The sequence below is a fragment of the Roseateles subflavus genome (genome assembly GCF_030285365.1).
Lineage (GTDB): Bacteria > Pseudomonadota > Gammaproteobacteria > Burkholderiales > Burkholderiaceae_C > Roseateles_B > Roseateles_B subflavus.
Genome location: NZ_JASVDS010000007.1, coordinates 1 through 14,264, shown reverse-complemented (window position 1 = coordinate 14,264; position 14,264 = coordinate 1). Strand labels below are relative to the sequence as shown.

At 67.6% G+C, this 14,264-nt stretch carries 15 protein-coding genes; 9 read left to right on the top strand and 6 right to left on the bottom strand.

The window, feature by feature from the left end:
• Positions 1–32: 32 nt before the first annotated feature.
• Positions 33–1,025 (bottom strand): tryptophan--tRNA ligase, encoded by a 993-nt coding sequence (gene trpS, locus QRD43_RS19720; RefSeq protein WP_285984343.1) that lies wholly within the window; start codon positions 1,023–1,025, stop codon positions 33–35.
• Positions 1,026–1,175: 150 nt separating this feature from the next.
• On the opposite strand from trpS, the gene purN reads away from it, so the two are divergent.
• Positions 1,176–1,802, top strand: a complete 627-nt coding sequence (gene purN, locus QRD43_RS19715) for a phosphoribosylglycinamide formyltransferase (RefSeq protein ID WP_285984214.1) — start codon at positions 1,176–1,178, stop codon at positions 1,800–1,802.
• A 6-nt stretch (positions 1,803–1,808) separates the two neighbouring features.
• Here the strand turns inward: purN and QRD43_RS19710 are convergent, their stop codons facing one another.
• Both QRD43_RS19710 and QRD43_RS19705 read right to left on the bottom strand, forming a co-directional pair.
• Entirely contained in the window at positions 1,809–2,477 is a 669-nt protein-coding gene (locus QRD43_RS19710; protein ID WP_285984213.1) for a DUF1345 domain-containing protein, read from the bottom strand.
• Complete coding sequence (locus tag QRD43_RS19705; protein ID WP_285984212.1) at positions 2,474–2,716, bottom strand: DUF1653 domain-containing protein; 243 nt, start codon at positions 2,714–2,716, stop codon at positions 2,474–2,476. Before QRD43_RS19705 ends, QRD43_RS19710 begins: the two co-directional genes overlap by 4 nt.
• Before the next feature lie 72 nt (positions 2,717–2,788).
• Here QRD43_RS19705 and QRD43_RS19700 point away from each other — a divergent pair, with 72 nt between their 5' ends.
• From QRD43_RS19700 to QRD43_RS19690, 3 genes are all read left to right on the top strand, one after another.
• Positions 2,789–4,051 carry an RsmB/NOP family class I SAM-dependent RNA methyltransferase gene (locus QRD43_RS19700; protein ID WP_285984211.1) on the top strand — a complete coding sequence of 421 codons (1,263 nt, stop codon included), beginning with the start codon at positions 2,789–2,791 and terminating at the stop codon, positions 4,049–4,051.
• A 175-nt stretch (positions 4,052–4,226) separates the two neighbouring features.
• Positions 4,227–5,450 carry a DesA family fatty acid desaturase gene (locus QRD43_RS19695; RefSeq protein ID WP_285984210.1) on the top strand — a complete coding sequence of 408 codons (1,224 nt, stop codon included), beginning with the start codon at positions 4,227–4,229 and terminating at the stop codon, positions 5,448–5,450.
• A gap of 212 nt (positions 5,451–5,662) precedes the next feature.
• A complete protein-coding gene (locus QRD43_RS19690; protein ID WP_285984209.1) occupies positions 5,663–6,163 on the top strand; it encodes a DUF3016 domain-containing protein in 501 nt (166 codons plus the stop codon).
• 89 nt (positions 6,164–6,252) lie between these two features.
• Here QRD43_RS19690 and rpmG read toward each other — a convergent pair whose 3' ends face one another.
• The 3 genes from rpmG to trxB form a co-directional block, all read right to left on the bottom strand.
• Positions 6,253–6,423, bottom strand: a complete 171-nt coding sequence (gene rpmG, locus QRD43_RS19685; RefSeq protein ID WP_285984208.1) for a 50S ribosomal protein L33 — start codon at positions 6,421–6,423, stop codon at positions 6,253–6,255.
• A gap of 31 nt (positions 6,424–6,454) precedes the next feature.
• Positions 6,455–6,688 (bottom strand): 50S ribosomal protein L28, encoded by a 234-nt coding sequence (gene rpmB / locus QRD43_RS19680; protein WP_183106657.1) that lies wholly within the window; start codon positions 6,686–6,688, stop codon positions 6,455–6,457.
• A gap of 221 nt (positions 6,689–6,909) precedes the next feature.
• A complete protein-coding gene (gene trxB / locus QRD43_RS19675) occupies positions 6,910–7,866 on the bottom strand; it encodes a thioredoxin-disulfide reductase (protein ID WP_285984207.1) in 957 nt (318 codons plus the stop codon).
• A 169-nt stretch (positions 7,867–8,035) separates the two neighbouring features.
• On the opposite strand from trxB, the gene QRD43_RS19670 reads away from it, so the two are divergent.
• The 5 genes from QRD43_RS19670 to QRD43_RS19650 all read left to right on the top strand — a co-directional run.
• Positions 8,036–8,701, top strand: coding sequence for a Crp/Fnr family transcriptional regulator (locus tag QRD43_RS19670; RefSeq protein WP_285984206.1), 666 nt, complete (start codon positions 8,036–8,038; stop codon positions 8,699–8,701).
• Positions 8,702–8,891: 190 nt separating this feature from the next.
• Positions 8,892–11,129, top strand: a complete 2,238-nt coding sequence (locus QRD43_RS19665; protein ID WP_285984342.1) for a DNA translocase FtsK — start codon at positions 8,892–8,894, stop codon at positions 11,127–11,129.
• Between the two features lie 11 nt (positions 11,130–11,140).
• Complete coding sequence (gene lolA / locus QRD43_RS19660) at positions 11,141–11,758, top strand: outer membrane lipoprotein periplasmic chaperone LolA (RefSeq protein WP_285984205.1); 618 nt, start codon at positions 11,141–11,143, stop codon at positions 11,756–11,758.
• Between the two features lie 21 nt (positions 11,759–11,779).
• Entirely contained in the window at positions 11,780–13,183 is a 1,404-nt protein-coding gene (locus tag QRD43_RS19655) for a replication-associated recombination protein A (RefSeq protein ID WP_285984204.1), read from the top strand.
• Positions 13,184–13,421: 238 nt separating this feature from the next.
• The coding region (locus QRD43_RS19650; protein ID WP_285984203.1) for a branched-chain amino acid ABC transporter permease at positions 13,422–14,264 on the top strand (843 nt) is incomplete at its 3' end.

Below are 14,264 nucleotides of genomic sequence, written 5' to 3'. Positions count from 1 at the left end.
GGACTGCAGCGGGCGCTTCTCTTCGTGGGGCTTCAGTAGGCGAGGCCCATGGCCTGCCGCACTTCCTTGAGCGTCTTGCGGGCCACGGCGCGCGCGCGCTCGGTGCCGACCTCCACGATCCAGTGGACCTGCTTGGGGTTGGCCAGGAACTCGTCGGCCCGCTCGCGCCAGGGGGCCTGCTCCTTCTGGATGGCCTCGATCACCGGCTGCTTGCAGTCCAGACAGCCGATGCCCGCGCTGCGGCAGCCTTGCTCGGCCCAGGCGCGGGTGTCGCTGTCGGAATAGAGCTGGTGGAACGCCCAGACCGGGCAGCGCGTGGGCTCGCCCGGGTCGCCGCGGCGCACGCGTTGCGGGTCGGTGGGCATCCGGCGGATCTTGTCCTCCACCACCTCGGGCGCCTCGCGCATGGCGATGGCATTGCCGTAGCTCTTGCTCATCTTCTGGCCGTCCAGACCGGTGAGGCGGGAGGTCTCGGTCAGCAGCGCCTGGGGCTCGGGGAGGATGGGCGTTTCAGGGCAGTAGAGGTGGTTGAAGCGGCGGGCCACCTCGCGTGTCACCTCCACGTGCGCGGCCTGGTCCTCGCCCACGGGGACGAAGGCGGCCTTGTAGATGAGGATGTCGGCCGCCTGCAGCAGCGGATAGCCCAGGAAGCCGTAGGTGGCCAGCTCGCGGTTCTTCTCGACCTGGTCCTTGTAGCTGGGCATGCGTTCCAGCCAGCTGTGCGGCGTGCTCATGGCCAGCAGGGTGAAGAGCTCGGCGTGCTCGGGCATGCGGCTCTGGATGAAGAGCGTGCACTGCTCGGGGTCGAGGCCGGCGGCGAGCCAGTCCACGACCATGTCATAGACGTTGCGCTCGACGACGGACTTGTCCTGGTAGTGCGTGGTGAGCGCGTGCCAGTCCGCGACGAAGAAGAAGCAGTCGTAGGCCTGCTGCAGCCTCACCCAGTTCTTCAGCGCCCCGTGGTAGTGGCCCAGGTGCAGGGCGCCGGTGGGGCGCATGCCGGAGAGCACGCGCTGGCGGGGCAGGGTGGGGGTGTCGCTCATGGAGTGTTCTGTGCGGGGCACGTGGGCGGGATGCCGCGTGCCGGAAGGAAGCCCGTGATTGTAGGGAGTCGGCCCGGCGCATGACGTCCGTCAAGCGCAGACCCTGCGTGGCGCTGGCTACACTTGCGCCCCATGAAGCACATCGTGATCCTGATCTCCGGCCGCGGCTCCAACATGGAGGCCATCGTCAAGGCCTGCGCCGCCGAGGGCTGGCCCGCCCGCATCGCCGCCGTGATCAGCAACCGCCCGGATGCCGCCGGCCTGCAGTTCGCGGCCGCACACGGCGTGCCGACGGCGGTCGTGGACCACAAGGCCTTCCCGGATCGCGAGTCCTTCGATGCCGAACTCGCGAAGGTCATCGACGGCTTTGCGCCTGACCTCGTGGTGCTCGCCGGCTTCATGCGCATCCTCACGCCCGGCTTCACGCGCCACTACGAAGGCCGCATGCTCAACATCCACCCCTCGCTGCTGCCGGCCTTCCCGGGCCTGCACACGCACGAGCGGGCCATCGAGGCCGGCTGCCGCTTCGCGGGCGCCACGGTGCATTTCGTGACGGCCGAACTGGACCATGGCCCGATGGTGGCGCAGGCGGTGGTCCCGGTGCTGGACGGCGACGATGCCGGAGCGCTGGCCGGCCGCGTGCTGAAGCTCGAGCACCGCATGTACCCGGCCGCGGTGCGCTGGTTCGTCAGCGGCCAGATCGCCGTCGAGGGCTCGCGCGTGCGCCAGCTGGCCGGCGAGAGCCAGTCCTTCAGCTGAGCCGCGTCAGCCCACGAGGCTGGCCAGCAGATTGATCGACAGCGCCAGCACGCCCGTGTTGAACACGAAGGACAACAGGGCCTGGATCATCACCAGGCGGCGCATGCGGCGCGAGCTGATCACCACGTCGGACGTCTGCGAGGTGGCGGCCAGCGTGATCGAGAAATACAGGAAGTCCCAGTAGTCGAGGTCCTTGTCCTCGCCCGGGAACTCCAGCCCGTGCGGGGCGCTGGCGCCGCGGTGGTAGAGGCGCGAGTAGGCCAGCGCGAACTCGATCGGCAGCAGCAGCCAGGTGCCCGCCACCGTGGCCAGCGCCAGCAGCAGGTAGGGCCAGCCGGCCACGACATTGCTGCCGTGCCGGACCTGGCTCATCTCGGTGACCAGCGCCGCGAGGATGGCCAGCGCGCCCGTCACGGCCAGCATCAGCACCACCGGCACGCCATCGCCCATGCCCAGGGCCCGGCGCTGCAGCTGGCGGGCGTCGGCCCGGCCCATCATCACGAGCACGAGCAGCACATAGGTCCAGACGCCGGCGTTCCAGCCCAGCAGCAGCCGGGTCACGAGCGGCAGCGGCGTCGGCCAGAGCACGGCCAGCAGTGCACCCAGGGCCAGCGCGATCAGCACACGGGGCCGCCAGCGCGCCAACGCGTGACGGTGAGCCTGCGGGGCGCTCATGCCTCGACGAGCACGAAGCGCGGCGTCATGCGGCCGTCCACCTCGACCGGCTCGAAGAACATGGCATGGGGGCGCACCCACAGGCCGGTGTCGTTGTAGAGCGGGCGGTAAAGCACCAGCACTTCCTCGGTCTCGCTGTGGCGCACGGCGCCCAGCACTTCGTAGTCCTGGCCCTTGTAGTGGCGGTAGCGGCCGGGGGGCGTCGGGGGCAGGGGCGGCAGGGGGGCTTTGTCGGTCATGGCGGCGGGGGGGAAGTCGGGCCTCGGGCGCTGCCGGTTGGGCAGCCGCGCCGGGCCTGGGATAATCCGGCGATGCATCCTAATGCCCTTCTCGATCTCTGCGCCGAACTGCTGCGTTCGGTCCTCAAGTTCGACGCGCCGGCCGACGGCGTCGTCTCTGCCTTCTTTCGCAAGAACAAGGCCCTGGGTCAGCGCGAGCGCCACGCCCTGGCCGAAACCACCTACGCCGTGCTGCGCCAGAAGCCGCTGCTGCAGAGCCTGGCCCAGTCGGGGTCCGGCCCGCTGGAGCGCCGTCTGGCCATCCTGGCCTGGGCGGGCGGCGACGCCGGCCTCAAGGGCGCGCTGAAGCCCCAGGAACAGGAATGGCTGCAGCAGGTCCGCCAGGTGGACCTCGCCAGCCTGGCGCCCAAGCTGCGCCACAACATGCCCGAATGGCTGGCGGAGCCGCTGCTGGCGCGCCTGGGGGAGGAAGAATTCTGGGCGCTGGCGGCCTCCATGAACGAGGGCGCCCCGCTGGACCTGCGCGTCAACACGCTCAAGGCGAAGCGCGAGGACGTCCAGGCGCAGCTCAAGGCAGCCGGCATCGACGCCCAGACCATGCCCTATTCGCCCTGGGGCCTGCGCGTGCAGGGCAAGCCGGCGCTGAACAAGCTGGAGGCCTTCACCAGCGGAGCGCTGGAAGTGCAGGACGAGGGCAGCCAACTGCTGGCCCTGGCCCTCGATGCCAAGCGCAGCGAGATGGTGGTGGACTTCTGCGCGGGTGCCGGCGGCAAGACCCTCGCGCTGGGCGCCGCCATGCGCAACACCGGCCGCCTCTATGCCTTCGACGTCTCCGGCCATCGCCTGGAGTCGCTCAAGCCGCGTCTGGCGCGCAGCGGGCTCTCCAATGTCTACCCGGCCCAGATCGCCCACGAGCGGGACGATCGCATCAAGCGTCTGTCCGGCAAGATCGACCGCGTGCTGGTCGACGCCCCGTGCTCGGGCCTGGGCACCCTGCGCCGCAATCCCGACCTCAAGTGGCGCCAGTCGCCGCAGGCAGTGGCGGAGTTGCAGGTCAAGCAGCGGGCCATCCTGGACAGCGCCGCGCGCCTGCTCAAGCCGGGCGGTCGCCTGGTCTATGCGACCTGCAGCCTGCTGGAAGCCGAGAACGAGGAGATCGCGCGTGCCTTCGGCGAAGCGCACCCGGACTTCGTCCCGCTGGATGCCGCCGCCGTGCTCGAGAAGGCCCATGTGACGCAGGCGGCCGGCCTGTGCGAGCAGGGCTTCATCCGCCTGTGGCCCCATCGCCACCGGGTGGACGGCTTCTTTGCCGCCATTTGGGAGCGCAAGGCCTGAGATCGTTTGCACGCCCCCGGTCGCCATGCCGAAAAGCGCCACTTTGGCGCGCTTGCGGTGCCGGGTCGCGGTTGGCTAGACATAGATCAAGCGGCCTTTTAGGGCATCTCCCCTACAATTGAGGCGCTTTTTGACATCCCCATGACGCTTCTCAAGGAAGCAGAGGTCGGACTGAATGAATGAATTGATGATCGTGCGCGACGTGCTCGTCAACTGGCTGAGCGACGGCCTGACGGGCGCCAGCTTCTGGCAGATCGTGGTCTACACGCTGGTGGTGACGCATCTCACCATCGCTTCCGTGACCATCTTCCTGCACCGCGCGCAGGCCCACCGTGCCCTGGACCTAGGGCCCATCCCCTCCCATTTCTTCCGCTTCTGGCTTTGGCTGACGACGGGCATGGTGACCAAGGAATGGGTGGCCATCCACCGCAAGCACCACGCCAAGTGCGAGACGGTCGATGACCCGCACAGCCCGGTGACCCGCGGCATCGAGACCGTGCTGCTGCGCGGCTCCGAGCTCTACCGCGCCGAGGCCAAGAACCAGGAAACGCTGGCCAAGTACAGCCACGGCGTGCCGAACGACTGGATCGAGCGCCACCTGTACACGCCCTACAGCTGGCAGGGTGTGGCCCTGATGATGATCATCAACCTGGCCCTGTTCGGCGCCATCGGCGCCACGATCTGGGCCATCCAGATGGTCTGGATCCCCATCTGGGCCGCCGGCGTGATCAACGGCATCGGCCACTACTGGGGCTACCGCAACTTCGAGGCCCAGGATGCCTCCACCAATGTCTCGCCCTGGGGCCTGATCATTGGCGGCGAAGAGCTGCACAACAACCACCACACCTACCCGACCTCGGCCAAGTTCTCGGTCAAGCCCTTCGAGTTCGACCTCGGCTGGGCCTACATCCGTGCCATGGAGATGATCGGCTGGGCCAAGGTCCGCAAGACCGCGCCCCAGCTGAAGATGGGTGAACTCAAGGCTGAAGCCGACAAGGCCACGCTGGAGGCCATCATCGCCAACCGCTACGAGATCATGGCCAGCTACGGCCGCAACGTGAAGGCCGCCTGCGCGATCGAGCTGGCCCGCCTGAAGGCCCAGGGCGAGCAGCACAGTGCCAAGTGGCAGCAGTTCAAGCTGGCCAAGCGCTGGCTGCACCGCGATGCCGATCGCATTCCCCAGGCGGTCCAGAGCGATATCGCGGGCGTTCTCGCGGCCTCGCCGGCCCTCGACAAGCTGCTGACGATGCGCGAAGAGCTGCGCCAGCTCTGGACGCGCACGAACGTGTCCGCCGAACAGCTGGTGCGTGACCTCCAGGCCTGGTGCAAGAAGGCCGAGGAGAGCGGCATCGCCGAACTGCGCAGCTTCTCCATGAATCTGCGCGCGGCCCGCGCCTGAGGCAGTTCCCACCGGCATTGCCCGGTGTGAAGCCTTGCAAAGCCCGGTAAAGGCGCCCCTCGCGGGCGCCTTTTTTCATAGTCAAGGCTACATAATGGTTTTCCCTGGCCTGTCATCGCGACGGCAGGGGCCGCGTTGAAGCGGGATCCCTGCAGGCGGAGTGTTACGCTGCGGCAGGGTTTCAGACGAAAACCATGTGAAAGGAGAATGCCATGAAGCAATGGAAGATCGGGCTGCTGGCCCTGGTCGCGGGAGTGGGGATGGCCGGTGGCGTGCAGGCGGGCGAGGTGGAAATGCATTTCCAGCCCCTGGACAAATACCGTGACCTGGGCCGTACCACCGTGGAGCGCGAGGACATCCAGAAGTCGCTGAGCGAGCATTTCCAGAAGCTGGCTGCCGCGCGCCTGCCGGCCGGGCAGACGCTGAAGATCGATCTGCTGGAAATCAACCGTGCCGGTGAGATGGACATGCGCCGTGGCATGCCGGATGAGGTCCGTGTGCTGCGCGAGGTGACGTGGCCGCAGATGGACTTCACCTTCGCCGTGGTCGAGGGCGGCAAGGAGCTCAAGTCGGGCAAGGCGGCGCTGTCCGACATGAACTACCTGCACGGCACCAGTGCCCGCTACAACGACGGCGACCCGCTGCGCTACGAGAAGCCGATGATCGACAAGTGGTTCGACACCGAGTTCGGCAAGAAGGCCGCGTCCCGCTGAGGCCTGCCTCCTGGGGCCCGGCCCCAATGAAAAAAACCCGCCAGCTTGCGCTTGGCGGGTTTTTTCATGGGCTTGCAAGCCGGGCTGAATTACTTCAGCTTGGTTTCCTTGTACAGGACGTGCTTGCGGGCCTTGGGGTCGAACTTCATGAATTCCAGCTTTTGGGGCGTGGTCTTCTTGTTCTTGTTCGTGGTGTAGAAATGACCGGTGCCGGCAGAGGATTCCAGCTTGATCTTTTCGCGTCCGCCTTTGGATGCCATGTTGTTGCTCCTTGGTGCTTAGTGGATCAGATCAGAGCTCGCCCTTGGCGCGCAGATCAGCGACGACTTGTTCGATACCGACCTTGTCGATCAGACGCAGAGCGGCATTGCTCACGCGCAGACGCACCCAGCGGTTCTCGGTTTCCAGCCAGAAACGACGGTACTGCAGGTTGGGCAGGAAACGACGCTTGGTTTTGTTGTTGGCGTGGGAAACATTGTTGCCCACCATGGGCTTCTTGCCCGTGACTTGACAGACGCGTGCCATGACGCTTCTCCGGTTCGAATTTCTTTACCAGATGCCACTGCGCGGTTTCTCCCGCGCCGCAGCATCCCATTGACCGCTCTATGCCTGCTAAACCCAAAAGACTCACGACGTGAGCTTTCAGGGGCGATCCATCCGGCAGGCAAGCCAAAGAGTATAGCTGAAAAAGGAACAGCCGCCCAGGGGCGGCCGGTTCATGCGGAAAAATGCGCGTGGCGCGTCGATCAGCCCTGGGCCTGCTCCAGGTAGCGCTGGGCGTCCAGGGCGGCCATGCAGCCCGTGCCGGCGCTGGTGATGGCCTGGCGGTAGACGTGGTCCTGCACGTCGCCGGCCGCGAAGATGCCCGGCACGCTCGTCATCGTGGCGAAGCCGTTCAGGCCGCTGCGGGTGACGAGGTAGCCGTCCTTCATCTCCAGTTGCCCCTGGAAGATGCCGGTGTTGGGCTGGTGGCCGATGGCGATGAAGCAGCCGTGCAGCGGGATGTCCTTGGTGCTGCCGTTCTCGTGCTTCACGCGCACGCCGGTCACGCCGCTCTGGTCCCCCAGCACTTCGTCCAGCGTCTGGAAGACGTGCAGCTCGATCTTGCCGGCTGCGACCTTCTCCATCAGCTTGTCGACGAGGATGGGTTCGGCGCGGAACTTGTCGCGGCGGTGGATCAGGTGCACCTTGCTGGCGATGTTCGACAGGTACAGCGCCTCCTCGACGGCGGTGTTGCCGCCGCCCACCACGCACACCTCCTGGCCGCGGTAGAAGAAGCCATCGCAGGTGGCGCAGGCGCTGACGCCGCGGCCCGAGAAGGCCTCCTCGGACGGCAGGCCGAGGTACTTGGCCGAGGCGCCGGTGGCGATGATCAGGGCATCGCAGGTGTAGTGGCCGCTGTCACCCTTGAGCAGGAAAGGGCGCTTGGAGAAGTCGACCTCGTTGATGTGGTCGAACACGATCTCCGTCTGGAAGCGCTCGGCATGCTGCTGGAAGCGCTGCATCAGCTCCGGGCCCTGCACGCCCATGACGTCAGCGGGCCAGTTGTCGACCTCGGTGGTCGTCATCAGCTGGCCGCCCTGGGCCATGCCGGTGATCAGCAGGGGCTTGAGATTGGCACGCGCGGCGTAGATGGCGGCGGTGAAGCCGGCAGGGCCGGAGCCCAGGATCAGCAGCTGGGTGTGGCGGGTGTTTTGGGTCATGGTTTCTCAGCTGGGGTTGCAGTCAGGACACACAAGGGGACAAGGTTTTACGTTTCGGGCCAAACCCTATGAATGTGCGTGACTTAATTGGCACAATGCGTCCATTCTAGGGAAGTCAAGCGGCGCCAGCCTGACGCCACCCCAATGACCACAGCTTAGGAGCTCATTCATGGCCATGCTGTCCAATCTGGACCTGATTCGTCGCGTGCCCTTGTTTTCGTTGCTGACGACTGACCAGGCGCAGTCGATCGCCGACAGCGTGATCAAGCGCCGATTCAAGCGCGGTGAGGTGGTGGTGGAGCAGGGCACCAAGTCCAACGCGCTGTTCATTCTGCTGAACGGCCGGGCCCGCGTGTTGACGGCCGACAACCGGGGTCGTGAAGTCATCCTGGCCGTGCTCCAGGCGGGGGACTACGTCGGGGAGATGAGCCTGATCGACGGCGAGTCGCATTCCGCCACGGTGCGCGCCGAGGTCCAGACCGACATGCTCGTGCTGGGCCGCAACGAGTTCGCCCGCTGCCTGCCCGAGAGCAGCAGCCTCTCCTACGGCATCCTGCGCGGCCTTGTGGCCCGCCTGCGCAACGCCGACCGCCAGATCGAGTCGCTCGCCCTGCTGGACGTCTACGGTCGCGTGGCCCGCACCCTGCTGGACATGGCCGAGGAAGACAAGGGCATCAAGATCATCCGCGGCAAGGTGTCCCGCCAGGACATGGCCAAGGTCGTCGGCGCCTCGCGCGAGATGGTCAGCCGCGTCATGAAGGACCTGGAGGACCGCGGCGTCATCGAGACGCTGGAGAACGGCTCCGTGGTCATCAAGGAACGCCTGCACGACTGATCCTGTTGCAGATGGGGTCCGGGTGGCGGCCGGCAGGGCCGCTTTCCTGGGTCACAATCGCAGGATGAGTTTTCCCCTGGGTTCCCTCACGGGTGCGGAGGATGCCGCCCCGGCCGACAAGGTCTACAAGCGCCAGTCCAAGAAGGCCCGGCCGGCGCCCGCGCCGGCGGCGACGTCCCTGCGAACGCCGATGTGGCTGATCCTGGGCGGCCTGCTGTGGTGCCTGGTGCTCCTGGCGCTGCTGACGCATGACCGCACGGACGCGGCCTTTTCCATCGCCGGCAGCAAGGACCACGTGAGCAACCGCGTCGGCACACTCGGCGCCTGGGTCTCCGATCTCCTGCTCTTCGGTTTCGGCTATTCCGCCTGGTGGCTGATGCTGATCGCCCTGCGCCGCTGGCTGAGCGGCCTGGCCGACGTGCTGCGCACCGAGCCCGTGGTGGACGAGACCCCGGTCTGGCAGCGCCGCGCCGTGTGGGCCCTGGGCGTCCTGCTGCTGATGAGCGCCAGCTGCGCCCTGGAATGGACCCGCCTCTACGGCTGGGAGGCGCGCCTCCCGGGAGCCCACGCCGGGGGCGTGCTGGGCTATGCGCTGGGGCCCTGGAGCATGAAGCTGCTCGGGTTTGCCGGCTCCGGCCTGGTCTGGATCGTGGCCCTGCTGGCCGGCAGCTCGATGGCTCTGCAGTTCTCCTGGATGCGCCTGGCCGAGCTCGTGGGCACCCGCATCGACGAATTCCGTCAGCGCAACGTCGACCGCCGCGAGGTGGCCGAGGACAAGCGCGTCGGCAAGAAGGCCAAGCGTGAACGCGAGCAGGTGGCCGAGGTCGAGCGGCAGGTCGTCGAGGAGCATGTGCCCATCGTGATCGAGGCACCGGTCGTCGAGGTGCCGCAGTCCACCCGCGTGGCCAAGGAGCGCCAGACCACGCTGTTCAGCGAGCTGGCCGACACCAAGCTGCCCCAGGTCGATCTGCTGGACGCCGCCCCGCCGCGCGTCGAGACGGTCACGCCCGAGTCGCTGGAGATGACCAGCCGCATGATCGAGAAGAAGCTGCGCGACTTCGGCGTCGAGGTGCGCGTGGTGGCGGCCTCGCCGGGTCCGGTGATCACGCGCTACGAGATCGAGCCGGCCACCGGCGTGAAGGGCTCGCAGATCGTCAACCTCGCCAAGGACCTGGCTCGCTCGCTGAGCCTGGTCTCCATCCGCGTGGTCGAGACGATCCCGGGCAAGAACTTCATGGCGCTGGAGCTGCCCAATGCGCGGCGCCAGACCATCCGCCTGTCCGAGATCCTCGGCTCGCAGGTCTATGCCGACGCACAGTCCCAGCTCACCATGGGTCTGGGCAAGGACATCGTCGGCGCGCCCGTGGTGGCCGACCTCGCCAAGATGCCGCACTGCCTGGTGGCCGGCACGACGGGCTCCGGCAAGTCCGTGGGGATCAACGCCATGATCCTCTCGCTGCTGTACAAGGCCGAGGCCCGCGATGTCCGCCTCATCCTCATCGACCCGAAGATGCTGGAAATGAGCGTCTACGAGGGCATCCCGCATCTGCTGGCGCCCGTCGTGACCGACATGAAGCAGGCCGGCAACGCGCTGAACTGGTGCGTGGGCGAGATGGAGCGGCGCTACAAGTTCATGTCCAAGCTGGGCGTGCGCAACCTCGCCGGCTACAACAAGAAGATCGACGAGGCCAAGGAGCGCGGCGAGAAGATCGACAACCCCTTCAGCCTCACGCCCGAGCAGCCCGAGCCGCTGGAGCGCCTGCCCTTCATTGTCGTGGTGATCGACGAGCTGGCCGACCTGATGATGGTGGTGGGCAAGCAGATCGAGGAGCTGATCGCCCGTCTGGCCCAGAAGGCCCGCGCGGCCGGCATCCACCTGATCCTCGCCACGCAGCGCCCGTCGGTGGACGTGATCACGGGCCTGATCAAGGCCAACATCCCGACCCGCCTGTCCTTCCAGGTCTCCAGCAAGATCGACAGCCGCACCATCCTTGACCAGATGGGCGCCGAGGCGCTGCTGGGCATGGGGGACATGCTCTACATGGCCTCGGGCACCGGCCTGCCGATGCGCGTGCACGGTGCCTTCGTCAGCGACGACGAGGTGCACCGCGTGGTCGAGTACCTGAAGGCCCAGGGCGGTGAGCCGAACTACATCGAGGGCATTCTCGAAGGCGGCGTGCTGGAGGCCGAGGGCGGCGAAGGCGGCGGGGCCGGGGGCGGCGATGCCGAGTCCGACCCGATGTACGACCAGGCCGTCGCCGTGGTGCTGCAGCACAAGCGGGCCTCCATTTCGCTGGTGCAGCGCCATCTGCGCATCGGCTACAACCGCGCGGCGCGCCTGCTGGAGCAGATGGAGAAGTCCGGCCTTGTCGGCGCCATGGCCACCAACGGCAGCCGCGAACTGATCGTGCCCAGGCGAGACGAATGACGATGCTTCGAATGAACACCACCCGCCGCCTGCTGTGTGCGGCTGCCCTGATGCTGGGGTCAGGTCTTGCCCAGGCCGACGCCGTGCAGTCGCTCAAGGACTTCGTGCGCGAGGTGAAGAGCGGCCGCGCCAGCTTCAGCCAGACGGTCACCGCGCCGGACGGCAAGCGCAAGAAGACTTCCAGCGGGACCTTCGAGTTCCAGCGCCCCAATCTGTTCCGCTTCCAGTACCAGAAGCCTTTCGAGCAGCTGATCGTGGGCGACGGCCAGAAGGTCTGGACCTTCGATGCCGACCTGAACCAGGCCAGCTCGCGCCGCATCGGCCAGGCGCTGGCGGGCACGCCCGCGGCCCTGCTGGCCGGCGGCAACATCGAGAAGGACTTCGAGCTCAAGGCCCAGCCCGCAGAGGGCGGCCTCGAGTGGGTGCTCGCGCTGCCGCGTCAGGCGGAGGGCAACATCCAGCAGCTGCGCGTCGGCTTCAAGGGCCGCGAGCTGGCGGCGCTGGAGGTGCTGGACGCCTTCGGCCAGCGCTCGCTGATGCAGCTCAGCCAGCTGCAGACCAATGTGGCGATCGGTGCCGACCGCTTCCGCTTCGAGGTCCCCAAGGGCGTGGACCTGCTGGAGCAGTGACGCCTACGCGCTGAGCGCCCCATGTCAGAGAACGCATCCCTGTTCGGCGACGAGCCCGCCCCGGCCCCGCAGGCGCCTTCCCGTCCCGCCGGCAGCGCCAAGGCGCCGGCCTACCAGCCCCTGCCCGAGCGCCTGCGTCCGCGCCACCTGGACGAGGTCATCGGCCAGCGGCAGCTGCTGGGCGAGGGCATGCCGCTGCGCGTGGCCTTCGAGACCGGCCGCCTGCATTCCATGATCCTGTGGGGGCCGCCCGGCGTGGGCAAGACCACGCTGGCGCGGCTGCTGGCCCTGGCTTTCGATGCGCAGTTCATCAGCATCTCCGCGGTGCTGGGCGGCGTGAAGGAGATCCGCGAGGCCGTCGAACGCGCACAGGTCGCGGCGGCGCAGGGGCGGCGCACCATCGTCTTCGTGGACGAGGTGCATCGCTTCAACAAGTCCCAGCAGGACGCCTTCCTGCCGCATGTCGAGTCGGGCCTCTTCACCTTCATCGGCGCCACCACCGAGAACCCGTCCTTCGAGGTCAACTCGGCGCTGCTCTCCCGGGCCAGCGTGCATGTCCTCAAGTCCCTGGACGAGGAGGACCTGCTCGCGCTGGTGCGTCGCGGCGAGGCGGCGCTGGGCTGCCCGCCGTTCACGCAAGCCGCGGCGAAGCGCCTGGTGGCCTATGCCGACGGCGACGCGCGACGCCTGCTGAATGCCGTGGAGACGGCCGCGCAGCTGGCACCGCCCGGGCTGTCCAGCATCGACGAGACGCAGCTCGAGCGCGCCCTGGGCGAGCAGCTGCGCCGCTACGACAAGGGCGGTGAGCAGTTCTACGACGTCATCTCCGCGCTGCACAAGTCGGTGCGCGGCTCGGACCCGGACGGCGCGCTGTACTGGTTCTGCCGCATGCTCGACGGCGGTGTCGATGCCCGCTACATCTCCCGCCGCCTGATCCGCATGGCCAGCGAAGACATTGGCCTGGCCGATCCGCGCGCCCTGCGGATCTGCCTGGACGCGGCGGACACCTACGAGCGCCTCGGTTCCCCCGAAGGCGAGCTCACGCTGGCGCAGGCGGTGGTCTACCTGGCCATTGCGCCCAAGTCCAATGCGGTGTACACCGCCTACAAAGCCGCGCGGGCCCTGGTCAAGCAGGACGCCAGCCGGCCCGTGCCCCTGCATCTGCGCAACGCGCCGACCCGCTTGATGAAGGACCTGGGCTATGGGCATGAGTACCGCTACGCGCATGACTTCCCGGGCGCCTTCGTGGCCGGGGAGCAGTACCTTCCCGACGGGCTGGAAGACCAGCGCTTCTACGAGCCCGTGCCGCGCGGGCTCGAGATCCGCATCGGCGACCGCCTGGCCGAGCTGCGCCGGCTCAATGCCGAGGCCGCCGACCCCGCCGGTGATCGGACCCCTGACCGCTCGGGACGCGGCGAGACCTGACCCCCGCGCGTGGTTTTCGGGCCCGGCGCCAGCGGGTTATCCCCAGCGGGTGGCGTCGGTGGCGCACTCCTAAAATCCGCGCCCATATGCTGAGTCCCCCTGGCACCCCAGCCCGCTGCTCTGAAGGTCGCGGGCTTTTTTCTTGGCGCTGCGGTGCCGCGGGCCCGGGGGCCGTGGAAGCAGTCTTTTCCTAGTCCGGACGCTGCCTCGTCGAGGCGGCAGGGAAGTGGAGTCATTGATGGAAATCCTGGTCCAACAGATCATCAACGGCCTCGTGCTCGGGAGCATGTATGCGCTCGTGGCACTGGGCTACACCATGGTGTACGGCATCATCAACCTCATCAACTTCGCTCACGGCGAGATCCTGATGGTCGGGGCTCTGGTGAGCTGGACGGTGGCCACGGCGCTGGCCGATTCCGGCCTGCCGGGCTGGGCGCTGATGGGGATTGGCCTGATGTGCGCCATCGTCGTCTGCTCGCTGCTGAACTTCACGATCGAGAAGATCGCCTACCGCCCCTTGCGCAGCGCGCCGCGCCTGGCGCCGCTGATCACGGCGATGGGGATGTCGCTGCTGCTGCAGACGCTGGCGATGATCGTGTGGAAGCCGAACCCGAAGCCGTTCCCGCTGCTGCTGCCCACCGAGCCGTTCAATCTGGGCGGGCCGGTGATCACGGTGACGCAGGTGCTGATCCTGGTGCTGACGGTGGTGATCCTGGCGGCGCTGATGTACCTGGTGAACCACACGAAGCTGGGCCGCGCGATGCGCGCCACGGCGGAGAACCCGCGCGTGGCGGGGCTGATGGGGGTGAAGCCGGACTTCGTGATCTCGGCGACCTTCGTGATCGGTGCGGCACTGGCGGCGGTGGCCGGCCTGATGTGGGCGGCGAACTACGGCACGGTGCAGCACTCGATGGGCTTCATGCCAGGGCTGAAGGCCTTCACGGCGGCGGTGCTCGGGGGCATCGGCAACCTGGCCGGCGCCATGCTGGGCGGGATCGTGCTGGGGCTGATCGAGGCGATCGGTGCGGGCTACCTGGGGGACCTGACCGGGGGCGTGCTGGGCAGCCATTACGCGGACATC